Raw genomic sequence first — 18,659 nt, 5'->3', positions numbered from 1 at the left:
CGGATGTCAGGCAAGGACAGGCGACTTATGACGAAGACCATCCTCCCGTTCGCGGTTTCGGCCGGACTGCTCGTGCTCGGCACGCTGGCAGTGAAGGCCGATCACGCCGACCGGCACATGTCGGTCTGGAAGTCGCCGACCTGCGGCTGCTGCGAGGCCTGGACGGACATTGCCCGCGCGCATGGCTTCGACGTCACCGTCACGAACATCGATGAACTGACCCCGATCAAGCGTGCGGCGAAGGTGCCGGCGGCGATGGAAGGGTGCCACACAGCCAGGATCGACGGCTATGTCATCGAGGGCCATGTGCCGATGGATGCGATCGACCGGCTCCTCGCCGAGCGTCCCGCCCTGGCCGGCCTGTCGGCACCGGGCATGCCGATGGGCTCGCCCGGCATGGGCGACGATCCGGACGCCCGCTACGACGTCTACGGCTTCGGTGGCGAAGGCGGTCCGTCTGTCTATCAGGCTGTCGGCGCCCGCTGACGGGCCCCCAATTTGGGGCAGGATAGGGCGTCGCGCCTGATCGGATTGGCCCGGCTCAGAAGCGAGGCGGCGTGCGACCGGCGGCGCGGCAGGCCGCGACCAGCGTGTTGGCCATCAGCATGGCGATGGTCATCGGCCCGACGCCGCCCGGCACCGGCGTGATCGCCGCGGCCTTCTGCGAGGCGGCCGCGAACGCCACATCGCCCACCAGCCGGGTCTTCACCGAGCCGTCCGGATTGTTGCCCTTCTCGGGCGCGTCGATCCGGTTGATGCCGACATCGATCACCACGGCACCCTCCTTCACATAGTCCGCGCCGATCATCTCCGGCCGGCCGACCGCCGCGACCAGGATATCCGCGTTCCGGCAGAGGGCGGGCAGGTCCTTGGTGCGCGAATGGGCGATGGTCACGGTGGCGTTGGCGGCCAGAAGAAGCTGCGCCATCGGCTTGCCGACGATGTTGGAGCGGCCGACGATCACGGCGTTGAGGCCCGACAGATCGTCGCCGAGGACGTCACGGATCAGGATCATCGAACCGGCCGGGGTGCAGGGTACGAAGGCCTCGTCGATCGCGCCGGTGGACAGTCGCCCGACATTGACGAGGTGGAAGCCGTCGACGTCCTTGTCGGCGTCGATTGCCTGGATCACCTTGCCCTCGTCGATCTGCTGCGGCAGCGGCAACTGGACGAGAATGCCGTGGATGTCGGGATCGGCGTTGAGCTCGGCGATCAGCTTGAGCAGCGCCGCTTCGGACGTGTCGGCGTCGAGCACATGCTTGACCGACTTGAAGCCGCATTCGACCGCGCGCCTGGCCTTGGAGCCGACATAGACCTGGCTGGCCGGGTCCTCGCCGACGATCACCACGGCCAGTCCGGGCTGAAGGCCCGTCTCGGCGGTCAGGGACGTCGTTGCCGCCGTGACCTCCTCGATGATCCGCGCCGCGCGCGCCTTGCCGTCGATCCGCCGTGCCGTCATGCGTCGGTCTCCCCATTCCCGGTGCCGGGGTGGTTCTAGGTCAGATGCACGGTGCGGGGGAAGGGCGGAATGCAGGCTCTCTCGGGCAACAGCGTCGATGGTAGGCAAAGCCCCGCTCGCTGGCCGGTCAAGGCGCCGGCGGAGGCAATGCTGTCCTCAGGCTCTCAAGCCGCCGATTTTGCCTTCACATAGGCTTCCAGGATCGCCGCCATACGGGTGGTATAGCCTTTGGGGTCCTGCGCCTGGAAATAGGCCTTTACCTCGGGCGACACGCGCATCGTCACCGTTGGACGCGTGCGCGGCTCGACAAGCCGGGCATTTTCCCAGAACGCGGCGTCCAGTTCCGGTATGTCGCTGGTGTCGATGGCCTCGTCCGCGGTTGCCCGAAAGCGCCCCTTAGGACGACTGGGATCCGTCAGGGAGCGCCTGACCCAAGGCTTCGAAGTATCGTCGTCGCTCATCCTGCCTCGCCTTGCGCGCGGAAATGATCCGCAGTCTCGAGCCGCGTACCGTGAGGACAACGAGCAGGATGTGTCCGGCGGTTTCGCCGATCACCTGCAGGCGGGTTTCGCCATAATCCCGCCGATCATCCTCACATTCGAGAGTGAAGCTTTCGAAGATCCCGATGGCGTAGTCGAAATCGACCCCGTGCTTCTCGAAATTGGTGGCGTCCTTGGCGGGATCCCACTCGAAGTCCATCTTGCGTCCATTGTCTTACAAAATGTCTTACGGTTCAAGATCGGTGGTCAGCGGACCTTGGGCAGTCGCTACAGGCTCGCTGCGGTGCGGGCGGCCTGGTCGTAATGGCCCGACAGGACGCGCAGGAGGCGGGCGACGTTGGTCATGGCCTCGGGAGAAATGCCGAGTTCCTCGGCGCCGGAGACGAGGATGCGCTCGCGCAAATCCTTGTAGAGGCGGCAGGCAGTTTCGCCCTCGGGGGTGATCGCGATCAGCCGTTCCTTGCCGGCTTTCTCCCGCGCCACCAGCCCCTTCGCCTCCAGCTTGCGGATCGCATAGGTCGCCAGATGCGTGTCCTCGATGCCCAGGACGAGACAGATGTCGGCAAGGCGCTTGGGCTTGCCGCGATGGGTCACCGTATGGAGGACGAGGATCTCGGTCGCCGTCAGGCCGGGCTGGCCGGCCGCCGTCATGCAGCGGATCATCCAGCGCTCGAAGGCATGGTTGGCGAGGATCATGCCGAACTCGACCTCCGACAGCGCCGGCATGGCGCCGTCGGCCAGATGCGCCGAAGAGACGATGGGGCCGAAGCCCCCTTGTCCTCCAGGAGGTGGGGCTTCGGGGTTGGTCTTGTCAGTCCCGCCGGCCATGGTCACCCTCCGGAGAACATCGTGCGGGGCAGGTAGAGCGCAAGATCGGGGAATACCGCCAGCAGCACCACCATCAGCGCCAGAAGGCCGAAGAACGGCGCCGTGGCGGCGGCGATCTTGAAGATGTTCTGGCCGGTCAGACCCTGGATGACGAAGAGGTTGAAGCCGACCGGCGGCGTGATCTGCGCCATCTCCACGACAATGACGAGGTAGATGCCGAACCAGACGAGGTCGAAGCCGGCCTGTGTCACCAGCGGCATGATCACCGAGGTGGTCAGCACCACCATGGAGATGCCGTCAAGGAAGCAGCCGAGCACCATGAAGAACACCGTCAGCGCCGCCAGCAGCGCGAAGGGCGACAGGTCGAGCGAGCCGATCCAGGTGGCCAGTTCCCGCGGCAGGCCGGTGAAGCCCATGGCGGTGGTGACCACCGCCGCGCCGGCGAGGATGAAGGCGATCATGGCCGACACCCGCGTCGCCGCCATCAGCCCCTCGCGAAAACTCTGCCAGTTCAGCGCGTTCTGCGCCCGTGCGATGATCAGCGCCAGGATGACGCCGATCACCGCCGCCTCGGTCGGCGAGGCGATGCCGCCATAAATCGAGCCGATGACGCCGGCGATCAGCAGGATCGTCGGCATAATGCGGCCGAGCGAGCGAAAGGCGCTCTCCTCGACGATGACGTCGGCGGCGGCCGGGATCAGCGAGGGCTTCAGCGTGGTGATCAGCGCCACGTAGCCCATGAACAACAGCGCCAGCACGATGCCCGGCACGACGCCGGCGATGAACAGCCGGGCGATCGATTCCTCCACCGCCGCGCCATAGACGATGAGGATGATCGAGGGCGGGATCAGCAGGCCCAGCGTGCCCGAGCCGGCCAGCGAGCCCATGGCGATGCGCTCGTCATAGCCGCGCTCCTTCAGTTCCGGCAGCGAGATCTTGCCGATGGTCTGGGTGGTCGCCGCCGATGAACCGGAGATCGCCGCGAAGATGGCGCAGCCGACGATATTGACGTGGATCAGCCGGCCCGGCAGCCGCCGCATCAGCGGCGCCAGCCCGGCGAAGAGGTCCTCCGACAGTTTCGAGCGGAACAGGATCTCGCCCATCCAGATGAACATCGGCAGGGCGGTGAGGTCCCAGGAGGTGGAGGCCGACCAGAAGGAGGTGGCGAGGATCTGCGCGTCGGGCAGCGCCGGCCGCGTGAGCAGCGCCGCAAGCGCCGTCAGCGTCAGCGCGAGCGCGACCCACAGGCCCGACGCCAGCGCGCCGAAGAGGACGACGACGAGCAGCAGCGAGACTTCGAACACGCCCATCAGACGCCGCCTCCGCTGCCGGCAATGCGATCCATGCCGCGAAAGGCCAGCACGGCTTCGTCGACGAGGGCGATGGCGAGGATGAACAGGCCCAGCGCCAGCGTCGCCTGGGGCAAAGCGAGGGGCACGGCGATCATCCCGTAGGAGACGTCGCCGTAGCTGAAGCTCTTCAGCGCCAGTCCGCCGGTGGCATAGGCGCCGAACAGGGCGATCCCGGCGCCGAGCAGCGCGACGATGCCGTCGACATTCTGGCGCGCCCGCTCGGGCAGGCGCTGGGTGACGAGGTCGACGCGGATATGGACGTTCCGGGCCAGCGTGTCGGCCAGGGCCAGGAAGGTGGCGCCCGCCAGCAGGAAGCCGGCGATCTCGGCGAGCGAGGGCACCGCGAAACGGGTCGGCGTCGCCCCGAGGCTGATCAGCGCGAAATCGAGCAGCCGGGCGCCCACCTGCAGCGCGACGAGGACGAGAATGGCGACAAGGCAGAAGGCGGCGATGCCGCCGGCCACGCTGTAGATCGTATCGAGAATCCGACGCATCGGTGCTCCGGGCGGGTTGACGGGCAGGCTCGGGGCAGAAGACGGGCGGCGATGGACGCCGCCCGTCTCATGGGAGCAATGATCAGTTGCGATAGGCTTCGATCAGGGCGGCACCCGGATCACCGGCCGACTGCTTCCAGGACTCGGTCAGCGTCTCGCCGATCTTCTGGAAGTCCGCCTTCATCTGCTCGGACGGTTCCTCGACGGCAATGCCGTTCTCCGACAGGGTCTTGGTGGCCGCTTCGGTCTCGGCGACGGACGCCTCCCAGCCGCGGGTCTCGGCGGCGGCCGCCGCTTCGGTAATGGCGGTCTGGGCTTCCGGCGGCAGGGCGTCGAAGGCCGCCTGGTTGACGATCACCATGTTGCGCGGCAGCCAGGCGTTGAGGACGTAGTAGTTCGACAGGAAGTCCCAGGCCTTGGTGTCGACACCGGTGGAGGGCGAGGTCATCATCGCCTCGACGCGGCCGGTCGAGAAAGCCGTCGGCACGTCCGAGGCCTCGATCTGGGTCGGCACCATGCCGGCCTCGTTGGCGATCGCCTCGGTCGAGGTGTTGTAGGCGCGGAACGACTTGCCGCCGAGTTCGGCGACGGAATCCACCGCCTGCTTGGTGTAGAGGCCCTGCGGCGGCCACGGCACCGAGAAGAGGAGCTTCAGGCCGTCCTTGGCCAGCGCCTCTTCCATCATCGGCTTCTGGGCGTCGTAGAGTTTCTTCGCCTCGTCGTAGCTGGTGGCCAGGAACGGGACGGAATCGGCGCCGTAGATCGGGTTCTCGTTCTCGAGCCGCGAGACCAGCAGCTCGCCGATCGGCACGATGCCGTCGCGGACCGAGTTCTTGATATCGGGGTGCTTGATCAGCGACTGGTTCGGGTGCTGGGTGATCTGGACCGCCTCGCCGGCGGCGCCGTTCACCTCCTCGATGAAGGTGGCGATGTTCTTTTCGTGGAAATTGCCTTCCGCATAGGGGGTCGGCATGTCCCAGGCTGTCTGGGCAAGGGCCACGCCCGGCAGAACCAGAGTGGCGGCAAGCGTAATCGTCGACAGATGCTTCATCGCAGTCTCCATGGCTGTTTCCGGAAGAAAGACTTCCACGAAAATTGCCCTCCGTCAAACACACTGATAATCTGTCGATAAATCGCCGATAAAGATGAAATCTTGAGCGGAGTGCCGAAGATGAGTGCAGTCAACAGCGGCAAGTGGGACTTCTGGATCGACCGGGGCGGCACCTTCACCGACATCATCGGCCGCGATCCCGATGGGGGCCTGCATCCGCGCAAGCTGCTCTCCGAAAATCCCGGCGTCTACGAGGACGCTGCCCTCGAAGGCATTCGCGACCTCCTGGGCCTCGCCAGCGACGCGCCGATCGTCTCGGACCGCGTCGGCACGGTGCGCATGGGCACGACGGTGGCGACCAATGCGCTGCTCGAGCGCAAGGGCGACCGCACGCTGCTGCTCATCACAAGCGGTTTCCGCGACGCATTGAAGATCGCCTATCAGGCCCGGCCCGACATCTTCGCCAAGGAGATTATCCTGCCCGAACAGCTCTACGAGCGGGTGGCGGAAGTCGGCGAGCGCGTGCTGGCGGACGGCACGCTGGAGCGCGAACTGGACGAGGCCGGCACCCGCGACGCGCTGGCGGCCGCCAGGGCCGACGGCATCGACGCCGTCGCCATCGTCTTCATGCATTCCTGGCGCTATCCGGCCCATGAGCAGCGCGCCCGCACCCTGGCGGAAGAAGCCGGTTTCTCGCAGATCTCGGTCAGCCACGAGGTCTCGCCGCTGGTCAAGATCGTCGGGCGCGGCGACACCACGGTCGTCGACGCCTATCTGACGCCGATCCTGTCACGCTATGTCAGCCGCGTCGCCGGCGCGCTCGGCGCCAGTACGCAGGATGCCGCCGCGCCGTCCCTGCAGTTCATGATGTCGTCGGGCGGGCTCACCGCCGCCGACCTCTTCCAGGGCAAGGATGCGATCCTGTCGGGCCCCGCCGGCGGCGTCGTCGGCATGGCCGAAACCGCGCGCCTGGCCGGCGAGGAAAAGGTCATCGGCTTCGACATGGGCGGCACGTCGACCGACGTGACCCACTATGCCGGCTCCTATGAGCGGGCGCTGGATTCGGAGGTCGCGGGCGTGCGCATCCGCGCGCCGATGATGCGCATCCACACGGTGGCCGCCGGCGGCGGCTCGATCCTGCATCTCGACCAGGGCCGCTTCCAGGTCGGCCCGGATTCGGCCGGCGCGCATCCGGGGCCGGCGGCCTACGGCAAGGGCGGGCCTCTGACGGTGACCGATGCCAACGTCATGCTCGGCAAGCTCAAGCCGGAGCTGTTCCCGGCAGTGTTCGGGCCGGGCCGCGACCAGCCGCTGGACGCCGGCATCGTCGCCGAGAAGTTCAAGGCGATGGCGGCGACGCTCGGCGAGGATCGCGATCCGCGGCAGATGGCCGAGGGCTTCCTGACCATCGCCGTCGAGAACATGGCCAATGCCATCAAGAAGATCTCGGTGCAGCGCGGCTACGACGTCTCGCGCTACCTGCTCAATTCCTTCGGCGGCGCCGGCGGCCAGCATGCCTGCCTCGTTGCCGATGCCCTGTCGATGGAACGGGTGCTGATCCACCCCATGTCCGGCCTCCTGTCGGCCTACGGCATCGGCCTGTCCTCGCTGTTCTCCTCGCGCAGCCAAGCACTGGTCGCACCGCTGGAAGAGGCGTCCCGCGACGCCATCGACGCGCTGGCGGCAGAGCTCGGAAAGGCCGTGGCCGCCGAACTCGCGGCCCAGGGCGTCGCCGACGAGAGCGTCGACACGACGCTGCTGCTGCAACTGCGCTATGATGGCACCGACACCACGCTGCCGGTCGTCCATACTGGTGATTTCGCGGCCGCGCGCACGGCCTTCGAGGACGCCCACCGGGCGCAGTTCGGCTTCGTCTACGAGGATCGCCCGATCGTCGTCGAGAACGTTTCGGTGGAAGGCGCCGAGCGCCGCGAGACGGTCGTCGACGCGAGCGAGGGCAATGTCGCGACTTACGACGCCGAAGCCTCCGAGATCGGCCGCATCTACACCGGCGGGGCCGAGCGCGAGGCTGGCATCTTCCGCCGCGAGGCGCTGGAACTGGGCGCCCGCCTCGCCGGACCGGCGCTTATCGTCGAGCCGAACCAGACCATCGTCGTCGAGCCGGGCTGGTCGGCGGGGATCACGGTCCACAACGACGTCCTCCTGACCCGCACCGAGAAGAAGGCCCGCCATGCCGCGCTCGGCACGGCCAAAGCCGGTTCCGGCGAGGCGGGCGCCGATCCGGTGCTGCTGGAGGTGTTCAACAACCTCTTCATGTCGATCGCCGAGCAGATGGGCGTGACGCTGCAGAACACCGCCTCATCGGTGAACATCAAGGAGCGGCTGGATTTCTCCTGCGCCGTCTTCGACGCCACCGGTGCGCTCGTCGCCAACGCGCCGCACATGCCGGTGCATCTGGGCTCCATGGACCGCTCGGTCGAGACGATCATCGCCCAGAACAAGGACGCGATCCGGCCGGGCGACGTCTTCGCCCTGAACGCGCCCTATAATGGCGGCACCCATCTGCCGGACATCACCGTCGTCACCCCGGTCTTCGACGACGCGAAGCGGACGATCCTCTTCTATGTCGCCTCGCGCGGCCACCATGCCGATGTCGGCGGCATCGCGCCGGGCTCGATGACCCCGCGCGCCACCAGGGTCGACGAGGAGGGCGTCCTCATCGACAATCTGCGCCTCGTCGATGGCGGAACCTTCCAGGAGGAGGAGCTCCGCCGGGTGCTGACCGACCATCCCTATCCGGCCCGCAATCCCGACCAGAACGTCGCCGACCTGAAGGCGCAGATCGCGGCCAACGAGAAGGGCGTCGCCGAACTGCGCAAGATGGTCGAGACCTTCGGCCTCGAGACGGCCCGGGCCTATATGGGCTTCGTCCAGGACAACGCCGCCGAGGCGGTGCGCCAGCTCATCGACGGGCTGGAGGATTGTTCCTACGAATATCCGACCGATTCCGGCCAGATCATCAAGGTGGCGATCACCATCGACCGGGAGGCTCGCGAGGCGACCGTCGACTTCACCGGCACGTCGCCGTCCATGGCCAACAATTTCAACGCGCCGGAGCCGGTGACGCGGGCCGCGGTCCTCTACGTCTTCCGCGTGATGGTGGAAAAGCCGATCCCGATGAATGCCGGGTGCCTGCGCCCGATCCGCATCGTCGTGCCGGACGGTTCGATGCTCAAGCCGGTCTATCCGGCCGCCGTCGTCGCCGGCAATGTCGAGACCTCGCAGCATGTCACCAATGCGCTGTTCGGCGCCTTCGGCGCGCTGTCGAACTCGGAGGGCACGATGAACAATCTGACCTTCGGGGATGCGCGCTACCAGTATTACGAGACCATCTGCTCGGGATCGCCCGCCGGCCGCATGAACGACGGCACCAGCTTCGCCGGCACGTCGGGCGTGCATGTGCACATGACCAATTCGCGGCTCACCGATCCGGAGATCCTTGAGATGCGCTATCCGGTCGTGCTGGAGGACTTCCATATCCGCGCCGGTTCCGGCGGCGGCGGCGAGAAGGCCGGCGGCGACGGCACCGAACGCACCATCCGCTTCCTGCAGGAGATGGACTGCGCCATCCTGTCGTCGCACCGCACCTTGCCGCCACGGGGCATCGCCGGCGGCGAGGACGGCCAGATGGGCAAGACCGAGATCCGCCGCGCGGATGGCGGCGTCGAACGGCTCGAAGGCTGCGACCAGACTGTGCTGCAGGCCGGCGAGGCGGTGATCGTCACGACGCCGACGCCAGGCGGCTACGGCCGGCCCTAAGCCGCGGTCGTTACGCGGCAATCGCCATCGCCGTCGGCCCGGTCCTCACGATCGCCGGGCCGGCGGCGGGAACTCTGCCAGGGGAATGAAAGTATATCGGTCGCGTATGTCGCGAAATCGCGAGCGTGCGGCACACGGATAGGTTCCGTTAAAGGATTTCGTGTCAATTCGAACGATCACGTTTTTGGGATCGTTCACATGCCTCTGACCATATCGAAGAAACTGGCCGCGCTGATCGCGCTGTCGATCGTCATCTGCCTCGTCGTTACCGGCGCGCAGCTCCTGTCGCTGCGCAACGTCGTGGAAGCCCAACGCGGCGAACTCATCAAGACGCAGGTGGAATCGGCCGTCGCGATCGTCGAGCGCTACCAGACGATGGTCACCGATGGCGTCCTCACCGAGGATGCGGCACGTGCCCAGGCGGCGGCAGTGGTCGAGTCCATGCGTTACGGCAAGGACGACTATTTCTTCGTCACCGATACCAAGGCCAACATGCTGGTTCACCCGAACACGGCGCTGGTCGGCAAGAACTTCTGGGACAGCCGCGACCCGAGCGGCTTCCCGCTGTTCCAGGAAATCATCGCCAGGGCCGCCCAGGGCGGCGGCATCACTCCCTATCTGTGGCCGCGCACCAAGGGCGAGGAGCCGATCGCCAAGCTCAGCTATTCGGCGTCCGTGCCGCAGTGGGGCTGGGTGATCGGTACCGGCGTCTATGTCGACGATCTCAACGCGATCTTCATGAGCGAAGTCGCCAAGTCGCTGGCCTGGTCGCTGCCGCTGCTCGGCCTGCTGATCGCCTGCGCCTGGCCGCTGGCCCGCAGCATCTCCCGTCCGCTGACCCAAATGACCGCCGCCATGCGTTCGCTCGCCGCCGGCGACAAGACCGTGGCGATCCCGGGTGCCGGACGCCAGGACGAGATCGGCGAGATGGCCGGTGCCGTCGAGGCCTTCAAGAAGGCCGCGATCGAGCGCGATGAGCTGGCTCAGGAAGCCGAGGCCACCCGCATCAGCCAGGAAGACGCCAAGAAGCGCCAGGCGGCGCTCGACAATGCCAAGGCCGAGGACCTGCGCGCCTTTGTCGGCGTCGTCGAGGTGGGCTTCGAGCGCCTGTCGGCCGGTGACCTCACCGTGCGCATGCAGGACAGGGTGGCCGAGGAATTCGAGCCGATCCGGGCCAAGTTCAACGCCAGCGTCGCCTCGCTGGAAGAGGCCATCGGCCATGTCGTGACCTCGATCGCCTCGATCCGCACCGGTCTCGGCGAGATCAACACGGCCTCGAACGACCTCGCCCATCGCACCGAGCAGCAGGCGGCCAGCCTCGAAGAGACAGTTGCAGCCCTTGGTGAAGTGACCCAGGCGGTCAACGAGACCGCCGAGGGTGCCGGCAAGGCGCAGCAGGTGGCGTCCGGTGCCCGTGAGAAGGCCCAGAAGGGCGGCGAGGTCGTCGGCAAGGCGGTCGCGGCCATGGGCCAGATCGAGCAGTCTTCCGAGAAGATCAACTCGATCATCTCCGTCATCGACGAGATCGCGTTCCAGACCAACCTGCTGGCGCTGAATGCCGGCGTCGAGGCGGCACGGGCCGGCGAGGCGGGCAAGGGCTTTGCGGTCGTCGCCCAGGAAGTGCGCGGCCTCGCCCAGCGCTCGGCGGAAGCGGCCAAGGAGATCAAGACGCTGATCGCAACGTCCCGCGAGCAGGTCGGCACCGGTGTCGAGCTGGTCACCGCCTCCGGCAAGTCGCTGGAAGAGATCGTCACCGAAGTCAGCGCCATGGCCGAGGTCATCTCGACCATTGCTTCGAGTGCCCGCGAACAGGCGACGAGCCTGCGGGAAGTCTCCGGCGCCGCCGATCAGATGGACAAGGTGACCCAGCAGAACGCCGCCATGGTCGAGGAAGCCACCGCAGCCAGCCAGACGCTGGCCAACGAGACCGACGAGCTGGCCCATGCCATGGCCAAGTTCAGCACCAGTGCCGGCAATGCCGGCGCCCGCCGCAGCGAAGGCCGGGCGCAGCCGCAGCGCCATGCGCCGTCCCGCGGTGTGACGCAGATGCGCACCACCGGTTCGGGCGGCGCCGCCCGGGCGCCGCAGGCACAGGAAGATGGTTGGGAAGAATTCTGACCGGCCCCGCCGGCGCCCTCACGGCAATCGGCGAAGCAACATGTTCAGAACGGCCCGGGGTGGGATGCCGCCCCGGGCCGTTCTGCGTCGGTCTGGACGACATTGGCAGGCATCGCGCGGCATCCCGTGCGGACGGCGATACTGCCCGGAATACCGCTGTACATGCGTGAGAAGTAATAAGCCTGCCATGCAGAAGTGCTGATCCGGCGTCGCGCAAGCTTTGGCGTGGACTATCCGGCGCGAGGGACTTCGCGGTAACGGAAATTTCAGCAGCCGCGGCTAGAAATTTCTGACGGCCCGATTGGCCCTTCTGGAAACCGTTCCGCGACAAGGCCCGCTGTCCGTCACGAAACCCCGCCGATTGCGCGGATACTGGCGTTCGCCCGGCGGTGGCGACGCATCCCAGCTAAGGTTCGATGCCGATGTTGTCGCGAATGTCCCTTCCAGCAAAAGTCTCTCTGATGGTGGTCGCCTGCCTGGCGATCCTGACCGCCATGTTCGGCATCGCCGGTGTCGTTCTCCTGCAGGAAGAAGGACGTCAGCGCGCGGTCGAGCGTCAGGAAAGCAACATGCGCGTCGCATGGGAGGTTCTGCGCAATTATGGCGGCGAGTTCCGCCTCGAGGGCGACACGCTTTACGCCGGCAACCAGCCGCTGAACGACTTCTTCGAGCCGGTGGACAAGGTCAAGGCGCTGGTCGGCGGCACCGCCACCGTGTTCATGAACGACACCCGCGTCTCCACCAACGTCATGAAGCCCGATGGTGGCCGCGCCGTTGGCACGGTTCTCGCCCGTGGCCCGGTGCATGATGCGCTGTTCATCGAGGGTCGGCCGTTCCGCGGGCAGGCGGACATTCTGGGCACCTCCTTCTTCACCGCCTACGACCCGATCAAGAATGTCGCCGGCAAGACCATCGGCGTCCTCTATGTCGGCATGCCCGAGGCCGAGTTCTTCACCGCCGTCAAGGCGCTGGAAATCCGGCTTGGCGTCATCTCCGTCATCGGCGCCGTGCTGATCGGCCTGGCGGTCCTGTGGATCTCCAAGCGCATGTTCGCACCGCTCCAGAAGCTGACCGAAACCGTCGCCGAAGTGGCCGACGGCAAGACCGACGTCGAGGTCGTCGGGCTCGATCGCTCCGACGAGATCGGCCGGATGGCCAATTCGGTGGAGCATCTGCGACACGCTGTCATCGAACAGCATCAGCTGAAGCAGCAGGCCGCCACCGCTGCCGCCGACGAGGAGGCCGAGCGGATCCGCCAGGCCGAACTGGGCGAGGGCTACGTCAAGGCGCATGCGTTCTTCATGGCAGAGATGACCGAAGGCTTCGAGCGACTGGCCAGCGGCGACCTGACCGCGCGTCTCGACCAGGAATTCACCAAGGATTACGAGGGCGTCCGCGGCCTTTTCAACGACGCCATCGCCAAGCTCGAGACCGCCTTCTCTGGCGTCGTGACCTCCATCGCCTCGATCCGCACCGGTCTCGGCGAGATCAACACGGCCTCTAACGATCTCGCCCACCGCACCGAGCAGCAGGCGGCGAGCCTCGAAGAGACTGTTGCAGCGCTTGGCGAAGTCACACAGGCCGTCAACGAGACCGCCGAGGGCGCCGGCAAGGCGCAGCAGGTGGCGTCCGGTGCCCGTGAGAAGGCCCAGAAGGGCGGCGAGGTCGTCGGCAAGGCGGTCGCGGCCATGGGCCAGATCGAGCAGTCCTCAGAGAAGATCAACTCGATCATCTCCGTCATCGACGAGATCGCCTTCCAGACCAATCTCCTCGCCCTGAATGCCGGTGTCGAGGCGGCGCGGGCCGGCGAAGCGGGCAAGGGCTTTGCGGTCGTCGCCCAGGAAGTGCGCGGGCTCGCCCAGCGCTCGGCGGAAGCCGCCAAGGAGATCAAGACCCTGATCGCCACGTCCCGTGAACAGGTCGGCACCGGCGTCGAGCTGGTCACGGCGTCCGGCAAGTCGCTGGAGGAGATCGTCACCGAAGTCAGCGCCATGGCCGAGGTCATCTCGACCATTGCTTCGAGTGCCCGCGAACAGGCGACGAGCCTGCGGGAAGTCTCGGGTGCCGCCGACCAGATGGACAAGATCACCCAGCAGAACGCCGCGATGGTGGAAGAGGCGACGGCGGCCAGCCAGACGCTGGCCAACGAGACCGACGAGCTGGCCCATGCCATGGCGCAGTTCCGCACCAGTGCCGGCGACCTGAATCGCAGCCCGGCCCGCCCTGCGCAGGCGCCGCGTCGCAGTGCCGCAGTGACCCAGCTTCGCCCGACCGGTGCGGGCGGTGCGGCCCGCGCCCCGCGCGCCCAGGAGGAGAGCTGGGAAGAGTTCTGATCCCGGCTTCCACCGCTGAAATGCTTCATGCCGGCCTTCGGGCCGGCATGTCTGTTTGAGGGTGACGTTCGTCCGGGTGCCCGCGATCGAGGCCGGATCGAGACAAGACGGCAGCGCGCCGGGGCCCGATCCGGTCGCGGGAAGCGACCGTCTCACGCCCCTGTGAACCCTATGGTTCACGTAGTTTAACCGTCTCGTAAACGATCACCACCATAGTCCCGGCAACGGTCATCGGCGAACGCGCCACGGCCCCTCGCGCACCTGATCGGGCATTGTCGTGGTCCTCAACTCTCAGCTCACTGTCTGGATCGGGGCGATGGTCATCGCGCTGGCCGGCATCGTGGCGAGCCTGCCGGAGCCGAGCTTCGCCGGCTCACGGAGCGTTGCAGCCTTCTTCCCGCCCTGGTGGTCGCAGGCCCGGGTCATCCGCACGGCCGCCTCCGCCGGCAGCCTTCTCGACGTCGGTGGATGGTCGTCCGTCGCCGTGTTCGCCTTTTCCGACCCCGATCTTGCGCGCCGCCTGCGAAATGCCGGCGCGATCCTTCTCGTCGACGCCGCCACGATCGGCTGCGCGCCACCGCCCAACAGGAGTTTTTGATGGATGCCCTCGTCGATCTCGACCGTCATCGTAGCCGTCTCGTCCGTCTCCTGGCGATGGTGCAGCTGGCCGTTGCGCCGCTGCTGCTGCTGATCTCCCTGGCCTCGGGCAGCGGTGCGGCCTTCATGCCGGCGCTGACGTCGGCGGGTCTCGGCATCGTCTGCCTCGTCCTGTCGGCCCGGCCGGAATTTGCGGCAGCGGCCCGCATGGCGGTCGCGGTGGCGCTGGTCGCCAACATCTCCATCGTCGTGGCGACCATGTCGGGCAGCTACCTGCAGGTCGACATGCACATGGCCTATTTCGCCGGCCTTGCGGTGATCGGCGCCCTGTTCGACTGGCGGGTGATCGCCGGCGCGACCGTGGCCACCGCGCTGCATCACATCCTCCTGAACTTCCTTCTTCCCGCGGCGATCTATCCCGGCGGCACCGATCTCGGCCGGGTCAGCCTGCATGCGGTGATCCTCCTGGTCGAGGCCGGCGTCCTCACCTGGCTGGCGATCAAGGTAAGCGGCATGTTCGCAGCGGTCTCCGCCGCGAGCATCGCGGCCCGCGAGGAGCAGGAACGGGCCGAGCGCCTGAACCGACAGGCGGCCGAACTGCGCGACGCCGACGCTCAGAAGGAGGCCCGGCGCGCCGCCCTCGACAACGCCAAGGCCGAGGATCTGCGCGCTTTCGTCGGCGTCGTCGAAGCGGGCTTCGAGCGCCTGTCGGCCGGTGACCTGACCGTGCGCATGCAGGACAGGGTGGCCGAGGAATTCGAGCCGATCCGCGCCAAGTTCAACGCCAGCGTCGCCTCGCTGGAAGAGGCCATCGGCCATGTCGTGACCTCCATTGCCTCGATCCGCACCGGTCTCGGCGAGATCAACACCGCCTCGAACGATCTCGCCCACCGTACCGAGCAGCAGGCGGCGAGCCTCGAGGAAACCGTCGCAGCCCTGGGCGAAGTCACCCAGGCCGTCAACGAGACTGCCGAGGGGGCCGGCAAGGCCCAGCAGGTGGCGTCGGGGGCCCGCGAAAAGGCCCAGAAGGGCGGCGAGGTCGTCGGCAAGGCGGTCGCGGCCATGGGTCAGATCGAGCAGTCGTCCGAGAAGATCAACTCGATCATCTCGGTGATCGACGAGATCGCCTTCCAGACCAACCTGCTGGCCCTGAATGCCGGCGTCGAGGCGGCACGGGCCGGCGAAGCGGGCAAGGGCTTCGCCGTCGTCGCCCAGGAAGTGCGGGGCCTCGCCCAGCGCTCGGCGGAAGCCGCCAAGGAGATCAAGACCCTGATCGCCACCTCCCGCGAGCAGGTCGGCACCGGCGTCGAGCTGGTCACGGCCTCCGGCAAGTCGCTGGAAGAGATCGTCACCGAAGTCAGCGCCATGGCCGAAGTCATCTCGACCATTGCATCGAGCGCCCGTGAACAGGCGACGAGCCTGCGGGAAGTCTCGGGGGCCGCCGACCAGATGGACAAGGTGACCCAGCAGAACGCCGCGATGGTCGAGGAAGCGACGGCGGCCAGCCAGACGCTGGCCAACGAGACCGACGAGCTGGCCCATGCCATGGCCAAGTTCCGCACCAGTGCCGGCAATGCCGGTGCCCGGTGGGACGACCGCACGCATCATGCAGGACGCCCGGCTTCGCCCCGCCGCGCAGCCTGACCCGAGGGGACGCCATTCGGAGCGCGCCACAGAGGATCCGAAAATAATGAACGCGCAGACGGAGCCCGGGGCAGGTGACTGCTTCGGGCTCTGGCGTTCAGGGGCGGAGACGGTTCCCGAAGCCGGATCGATCGTTTGTGTTGCACTGCACGCGTTGCCTCTCTTAACTGCCGCGACAACGGTGGAGAGATCACATGCAGATGCAGGGCAATGTCGCGGTCGTCACGGGCGCCGGATCGGGGATCGGCAGGCAGATCGCGCTGAGTTTCGCCCGCGAGGGCGCGCGTCTGGCGATCTGCGACATCGACATGGCGGCGGCAGGCCGCGTCGTCGGCGAACTGGAAGAGGCCGGCGCCGAGGCGATGGCCGTGGAGATGGACGTCACCAGCGAGGAGGCGGTGAACGGCGGCGTCGACGCGGTGGCGCGCCGCTTCGGCCGGATCGACACCATGGTCTCCAATGCCGGCATCCAGATCGTCCATCCGATCGAGGACTTTCCCTATGCCGATTTCCGCAGGGTGCTGGCCATCCATCTCGACGGCTCGTTCCTGCTGACCAAGGCCTGCGTGAAGCACATGTATCCGCAGAAATCCGGCTCGCTGATCTATATGGGCTCGGTGCACAGCCATGAGGCGTCGGCGCTGAAATCGGCCTATGTCGCGGCCAAGCACGGCATTCTCGGCCTCTCCCGGGTGATGGCCAAGGAGGGCGCGAAGCACGGCGTGCGGGCCAATACGATCTGCCCCGGCTTCGTGAAGACGCCGCTGGTCGAGAAGCAGATCCCCGAACAGGCGGCCAGGCTGAACATTTCCGAGAAGGAGGTGGTCGACCGGGTCATGCTGAGCGGCACCGTCGACCAGGAATTCACCACCATGGAGGACGTCGCCGAGATCGCGGTGTTCCTCGCCGGTTTCCGCTCCAATGCGCTGACCGGCCAGTCGATCGTCCCCAGCCATGGCTGGTACATGGCCTGACGCGATGCCGGTCCTATCTCCCGTCGCGGGGCATCCGCCATGGAAAGGACAGCATCATGGAAATCATCAGTATCCAGCCGATCGTCGCACTGATCGCGGGGGTTCTCATCCTCGTCATCCCGCGGCTTCTGAACATCATCGTGGCGCTCTATCTGATCTTCATCGGTCTGACCGGGCTGTTCCCGGATGCGCTGGCCCGGCTGGCCGGCTGACATGCAGGCGCAACGCAAACGCGTCCTGATCCTCGGCGGCGGCGCCGGCGGGCTGGAACTGGCGGCGGAACCGGCCGCCGACAAGAGCTGTGCCGTGACGCTGGTCGATGCGGTCAGTACCCATCTGTGGAAGCCGCGCCTGCATGAATTCGCCGCCGGCACGGTGAATTCGACGCTTGCCGAGATCAGCTTCTACATGCTGGCCAAGATGCGCGGCTTCCGCTTCGAGCAGGGCCGGGTGGAGGCGATCGACCGGGCGGCGAAGACCGTGCGGCTCGGCGACATGCACGACCAAGACGGCCGGCTCCTGACCCCGGCGCGCCACCTCTCCTACGATGTCTGCGTCGTCGCGCTGGGCGGCGTCACCACCGATTTCGGCACCGAGGGCGTCGCCGAGCACGCCATCAGGCTAGACACCAAGACCGATGCCGACGAGTTCCGCGAATTGTTCATCGCGGCGATGATCGCGGCGCGGGCGGGCGCCGATCCGGCGCGGATCGTCATCATCGGCTCCGGCGCGACCGGCACCGAGCTTGCCGCCCATCTGCGCCTGTCCGAACAGGCCTTCTTCGAACCCGAGGACGAGCACGCGCGCCGCAAGCTGCTCGACCTGACGATCCTGGAAGCGGCGCCCGAACTGATGCCGGGGGCGAATGGCGAGCTGCGGACCGGTGTTGCCGACCGGCTGAAGGCGCTCGACGTCGCGGTCGAGACCGGCGCCAGGGTCGCGGCAGTCACGGCCAGCGAGGTCCGCTCCGCCGACGGCAAGAGCTGGCCCGCCGACATCGCCGTCTGGGCGGCCGGGCTGGTCGGCCATCCCTGCCTGAAGGGGCTCGCCGACTTCGAGATGGACCGCAAGGGCCGCATCGTCGTCGACGACCGGCTGCGCACCACCGTCGATCCGGCGATCTACGTCCTGGGCGACGCGGCCAGCCATACGCCGGCAGGCGCCGCGATGCCGCTGCCGCCGACGGCGCAATGCGCCAGCCAGCAGGCCGATTATCTCGCCTCGGCGATCCCGAAGGCACTGGCCGGCGAAACGCCGGGCCCCTTCGTCTTCCGCGACAAGGGCAAGCTGGTGTCGCTGGGCCGGGCCGGTTCGGTGGGGCTGATCGGCTTTGCCCGCAAGGACGATTTCTACGTCGCCGGCCAGTTCGCCACCGCCGCCTATCACGCCCTGCAGCGCCAGCATCAATGGGCGGTGCTGGGACCGCTGCGGGGCACGGTGGCGATCGTCGCCGACGTCATCAGCCCGGCGCGCGGGCCCGCATTGAAGCTGCACGGCTAGAGCTGCCGCCCGTCGCTCTCCCGTGGCGG

At 67.2% G+C, this 18,659-nt stretch carries 15 protein-coding genes and 1 pseudogene; 9 read left to right on the top strand and 7 right to left on the bottom strand.

The window, feature by feature from the left end; translation table 11 throughout:
• Positions 1-27: 27 nt before the first annotated feature.
• Positions 28-486 carry a DUF411 domain-containing protein gene (locus H9Q09_RS04150; protein WP_246715991.1) on the top strand — a complete coding sequence of 153 codons (459 nt, stop codon included), beginning with the start codon at positions 28-30 and terminating at the stop codon, positions 484-486.
• Between the two features lie 55 nt (positions 487-541).
• Here the strand turns inward: H9Q09_RS04150 and folD are convergent, their stop codons facing one another.
• The 7 genes from folD to H9Q09_RS04115 form a co-directional block, all read right to left on the bottom strand.
• The gene (folD, locus tag H9Q09_RS04145; protein ID WP_187389993.1) at positions 542-1,459 is read right to left on the bottom strand and encodes a bifunctional methylenetetrahydrofolate dehydrogenase/methenyltetrahydrofolate cyclohydrolase FolD; all 918 of its coding nucleotides are present in this window, start codon (positions 1,457-1,459) and stop codon (positions 542-544) included.
• Between the two features lie 164 nt (positions 1,460-1,623).
• A complete protein-coding gene (locus H9Q09_RS04140) occupies positions 1,624-1,920 on the bottom strand; it encodes a BrnA antitoxin family protein (RefSeq protein WP_187389992.1) in 297 nt (98 codons plus the stop codon).
• Positions 1,856-2,158, bottom strand: coding sequence for a BrnT family toxin (locus H9Q09_RS04135; protein WP_187389991.1), 303 nt, complete (start codon positions 2,156-2,158; stop codon positions 1,856-1,858). The genes H9Q09_RS04140 and H9Q09_RS04135 overlap by 65 nt, the downstream gene beginning before the upstream one ends.
• 68 nt (positions 2,159-2,226) lie before the next feature.
• Positions 2,227-2,787: a winged helix DNA-binding protein gene (locus H9Q09_RS04130; RefSeq protein WP_187389990.1), complete on the bottom strand. Its 561-nt coding sequence runs from the start codon at positions 2,785-2,787 to the stop codon at positions 2,227-2,229.
• 2 nt (positions 2,788-2,789) lie between these two features.
• Positions 2,790-4,097, bottom strand: coding sequence for a TRAP transporter large permease subunit (locus H9Q09_RS04125; RefSeq protein WP_187389989.1), 1,308 nt, complete (start codon positions 4,095-4,097; stop codon positions 2,790-2,792).
• Positions 4,097-4,633, bottom strand: a complete 537-nt coding sequence (locus H9Q09_RS04120) for a TRAP transporter small permease (protein WP_040325996.1) — start codon at positions 4,631-4,633, stop codon at positions 4,097-4,099. Before H9Q09_RS04120 ends, H9Q09_RS04125 begins: the two co-directional genes overlap by 1 nt.
• Before the next feature lie 82 nt (positions 4,634-4,715).
• A complete protein-coding gene (locus tag H9Q09_RS04115; protein WP_187390147.1) occupies positions 4,716-5,696 on the bottom strand; it encodes a TRAP transporter substrate-binding protein in 981 nt (326 codons plus the stop codon).
• Between the two features lie 108 nt (positions 5,697-5,804).
• On the opposite strand from H9Q09_RS04115, the gene H9Q09_RS04110 reads away from it, so the two are divergent.
• From H9Q09_RS04110 to H9Q09_RS04075, 8 genes and pseudogenes are all read left to right on the top strand, one after another.
• A complete protein-coding gene (locus H9Q09_RS04110) occupies positions 5,805-9,464 on the top strand; it encodes a hydantoinase B/oxoprolinase family protein (protein ID WP_187389988.1) in 3,660 nt (1,219 codons plus the stop codon).
• 198 nt (positions 9,465-9,662) lie between these two features.
• Entirely contained in the window at positions 9,663-11,582 is a 1,920-nt protein-coding gene (locus tag H9Q09_RS04105; protein WP_187389987.1) for a methyl-accepting chemotaxis protein, read from the top strand.
• Positions 11,583-12,043: 461 nt separating this feature from the next.
• Entirely contained in the window at positions 12,044-13,915 is a 1,872-nt protein-coding gene (locus H9Q09_RS04100; protein WP_246715990.1) for a methyl-accepting chemotaxis protein, read from the top strand.
• A gap of 277 nt (positions 13,916-14,192) precedes the next feature.
• Positions 14,193-14,513 (top strand): hypothetical protein, encoded by a 321-nt coding sequence (locus H9Q09_RS04095; protein ID WP_155898396.1) that lies wholly within the window; start codon positions 14,193-14,195, stop codon positions 14,511-14,513.
• A gap of 692 nt (positions 14,514-15,205) precedes the next feature.
• Positions 15,206-16,156 (top strand): annotated as a pseudogene (locus tag H9Q09_RS04090) (methyl-accepting chemotaxis protein); the annotation flags it as partial.
• Between the two features lie 194 nt (positions 16,157-16,350).
• Positions 16,351-17,130, top strand: coding sequence for a 3-hydroxybutyrate dehydrogenase (locus tag H9Q09_RS04085; RefSeq protein WP_187389985.1), 780 nt, complete (start codon positions 16,351-16,353; stop codon positions 17,128-17,130).
• 56 nt (positions 17,131-17,186) lie between these two features.
• On the top strand, positions 17,187-17,342 hold the full coding sequence (locus H9Q09_RS04080; protein WP_081451439.1) for a DUF3096 domain-containing protein: 156 nt from the start codon (positions 17,187-17,189) through the stop codon (positions 17,340-17,342).
• A 1-nt stretch (position 17,343) separates the two neighbouring features.
• On the top strand, positions 17,344-18,630 hold the full coding sequence (locus H9Q09_RS04075) for an FAD-dependent oxidoreductase (protein ID WP_187389984.1): 1,287 nt from the start codon (positions 17,344-17,346) through the stop codon (positions 18,628-18,630).
• The last annotated feature ends 29 nt before the right edge of the window (positions 18,631-18,659 follow it).

Source organism: Aurantimonas sp. DM33-3, from assembly GCF_014334315.1.
Classification (GTDB): Bacteria; Pseudomonadota; Alphaproteobacteria; order Rhizobiales; family Rhizobiaceae; genus Aurantimonas; species Aurantimonas coralicida.
This window is presented reverse-complemented; position numbering and strand designations above follow the sequence as displayed.

Coding starts and splice junctions, on each gene's coding strand:
- H9Q09_RS04120 (WP_040325996.1), bottom strand. CDS start 4,633: ATGCGTCGGATTCTCGATACGATCTACAGCGTGGCCGGCGGCATCGCC.
- H9Q09_RS04100 (WP_246715990.1), top strand. CDS start 12,044: ATGGTGGTCGCCTGCCTGGCGATCCTGACCGCCATGTTCGGCATCGCC.
- H9Q09_RS04125 (WP_187389989.1), bottom strand. CDS start 4,097: ATGGGCGTGTTCGAAGTCTCGCTGCTGCTCGTCGTCGTCCTCTTCGGC.
- H9Q09_RS04110 (WP_187389988.1), top strand. CDS start 5,805: ATGAGTGCAGTCAACAGCGGCAAGTGGGACTTCTGGATCGACCGGGGC.
- H9Q09_RS04135 (WP_187389991.1), bottom strand. CDS start 2,158: ATGGACTTCGAGTGGGATCCCGCCAAGGACGCCACCAATTTCGAGAAG.
- H9Q09_RS04085 (WP_187389985.1), top strand. CDS start 16,351: ATGCAGATGCAGGGCAATGTCGCGGTCGTCACGGGCGCCGGATCGGGG.
- H9Q09_RS04140 (WP_187389992.1), bottom strand. CDS start 1,920: ATGAGCGACGACGATACTTCGAAGCCTTGGGTCAGGCGCTCCCTGACG.
- folD (WP_187389993.1), bottom strand. CDS start 1,459: ATGACGGCACGGCGGATCGACGGCAAGGCGCGCGCGGCGCGGATCATC.
- H9Q09_RS04150 (WP_246715991.1), top strand. CDS start 28: ATGACGAAGACCATCCTCCCGTTCGCGGTTTCGGCCGGACTGCTCGTG.
- H9Q09_RS04130 (WP_187389990.1), bottom strand. CDS start 2,787: ATGGCCGGCGGGACTGACAAGACCAACCCCGAAGCCCCACCTCCTGGA.
- H9Q09_RS04105 (WP_187389987.1), top strand. CDS start 9,663: ATGCCTCTGACCATATCGAAGAAACTGGCCGCGCTGATCGCGCTGTCG.
- H9Q09_RS04115 (WP_187390147.1), bottom strand. CDS start 5,696: ATGGAGACTGCGATGAAGCATCTGTCGACGATTACGCTTGCCGCCACT.
- H9Q09_RS04075 (WP_187389984.1), top strand. CDS start 17,344: ATGCAGGCGCAACGCAAACGCGTCCTGATCCTCGGCGGCGGCGCCGGC.
- H9Q09_RS04080 (WP_081451439.1), top strand. CDS start 17,187: ATGGAAATCATCAGTATCCAGCCGATCGTCGCACTGATCGCGGGGGTT.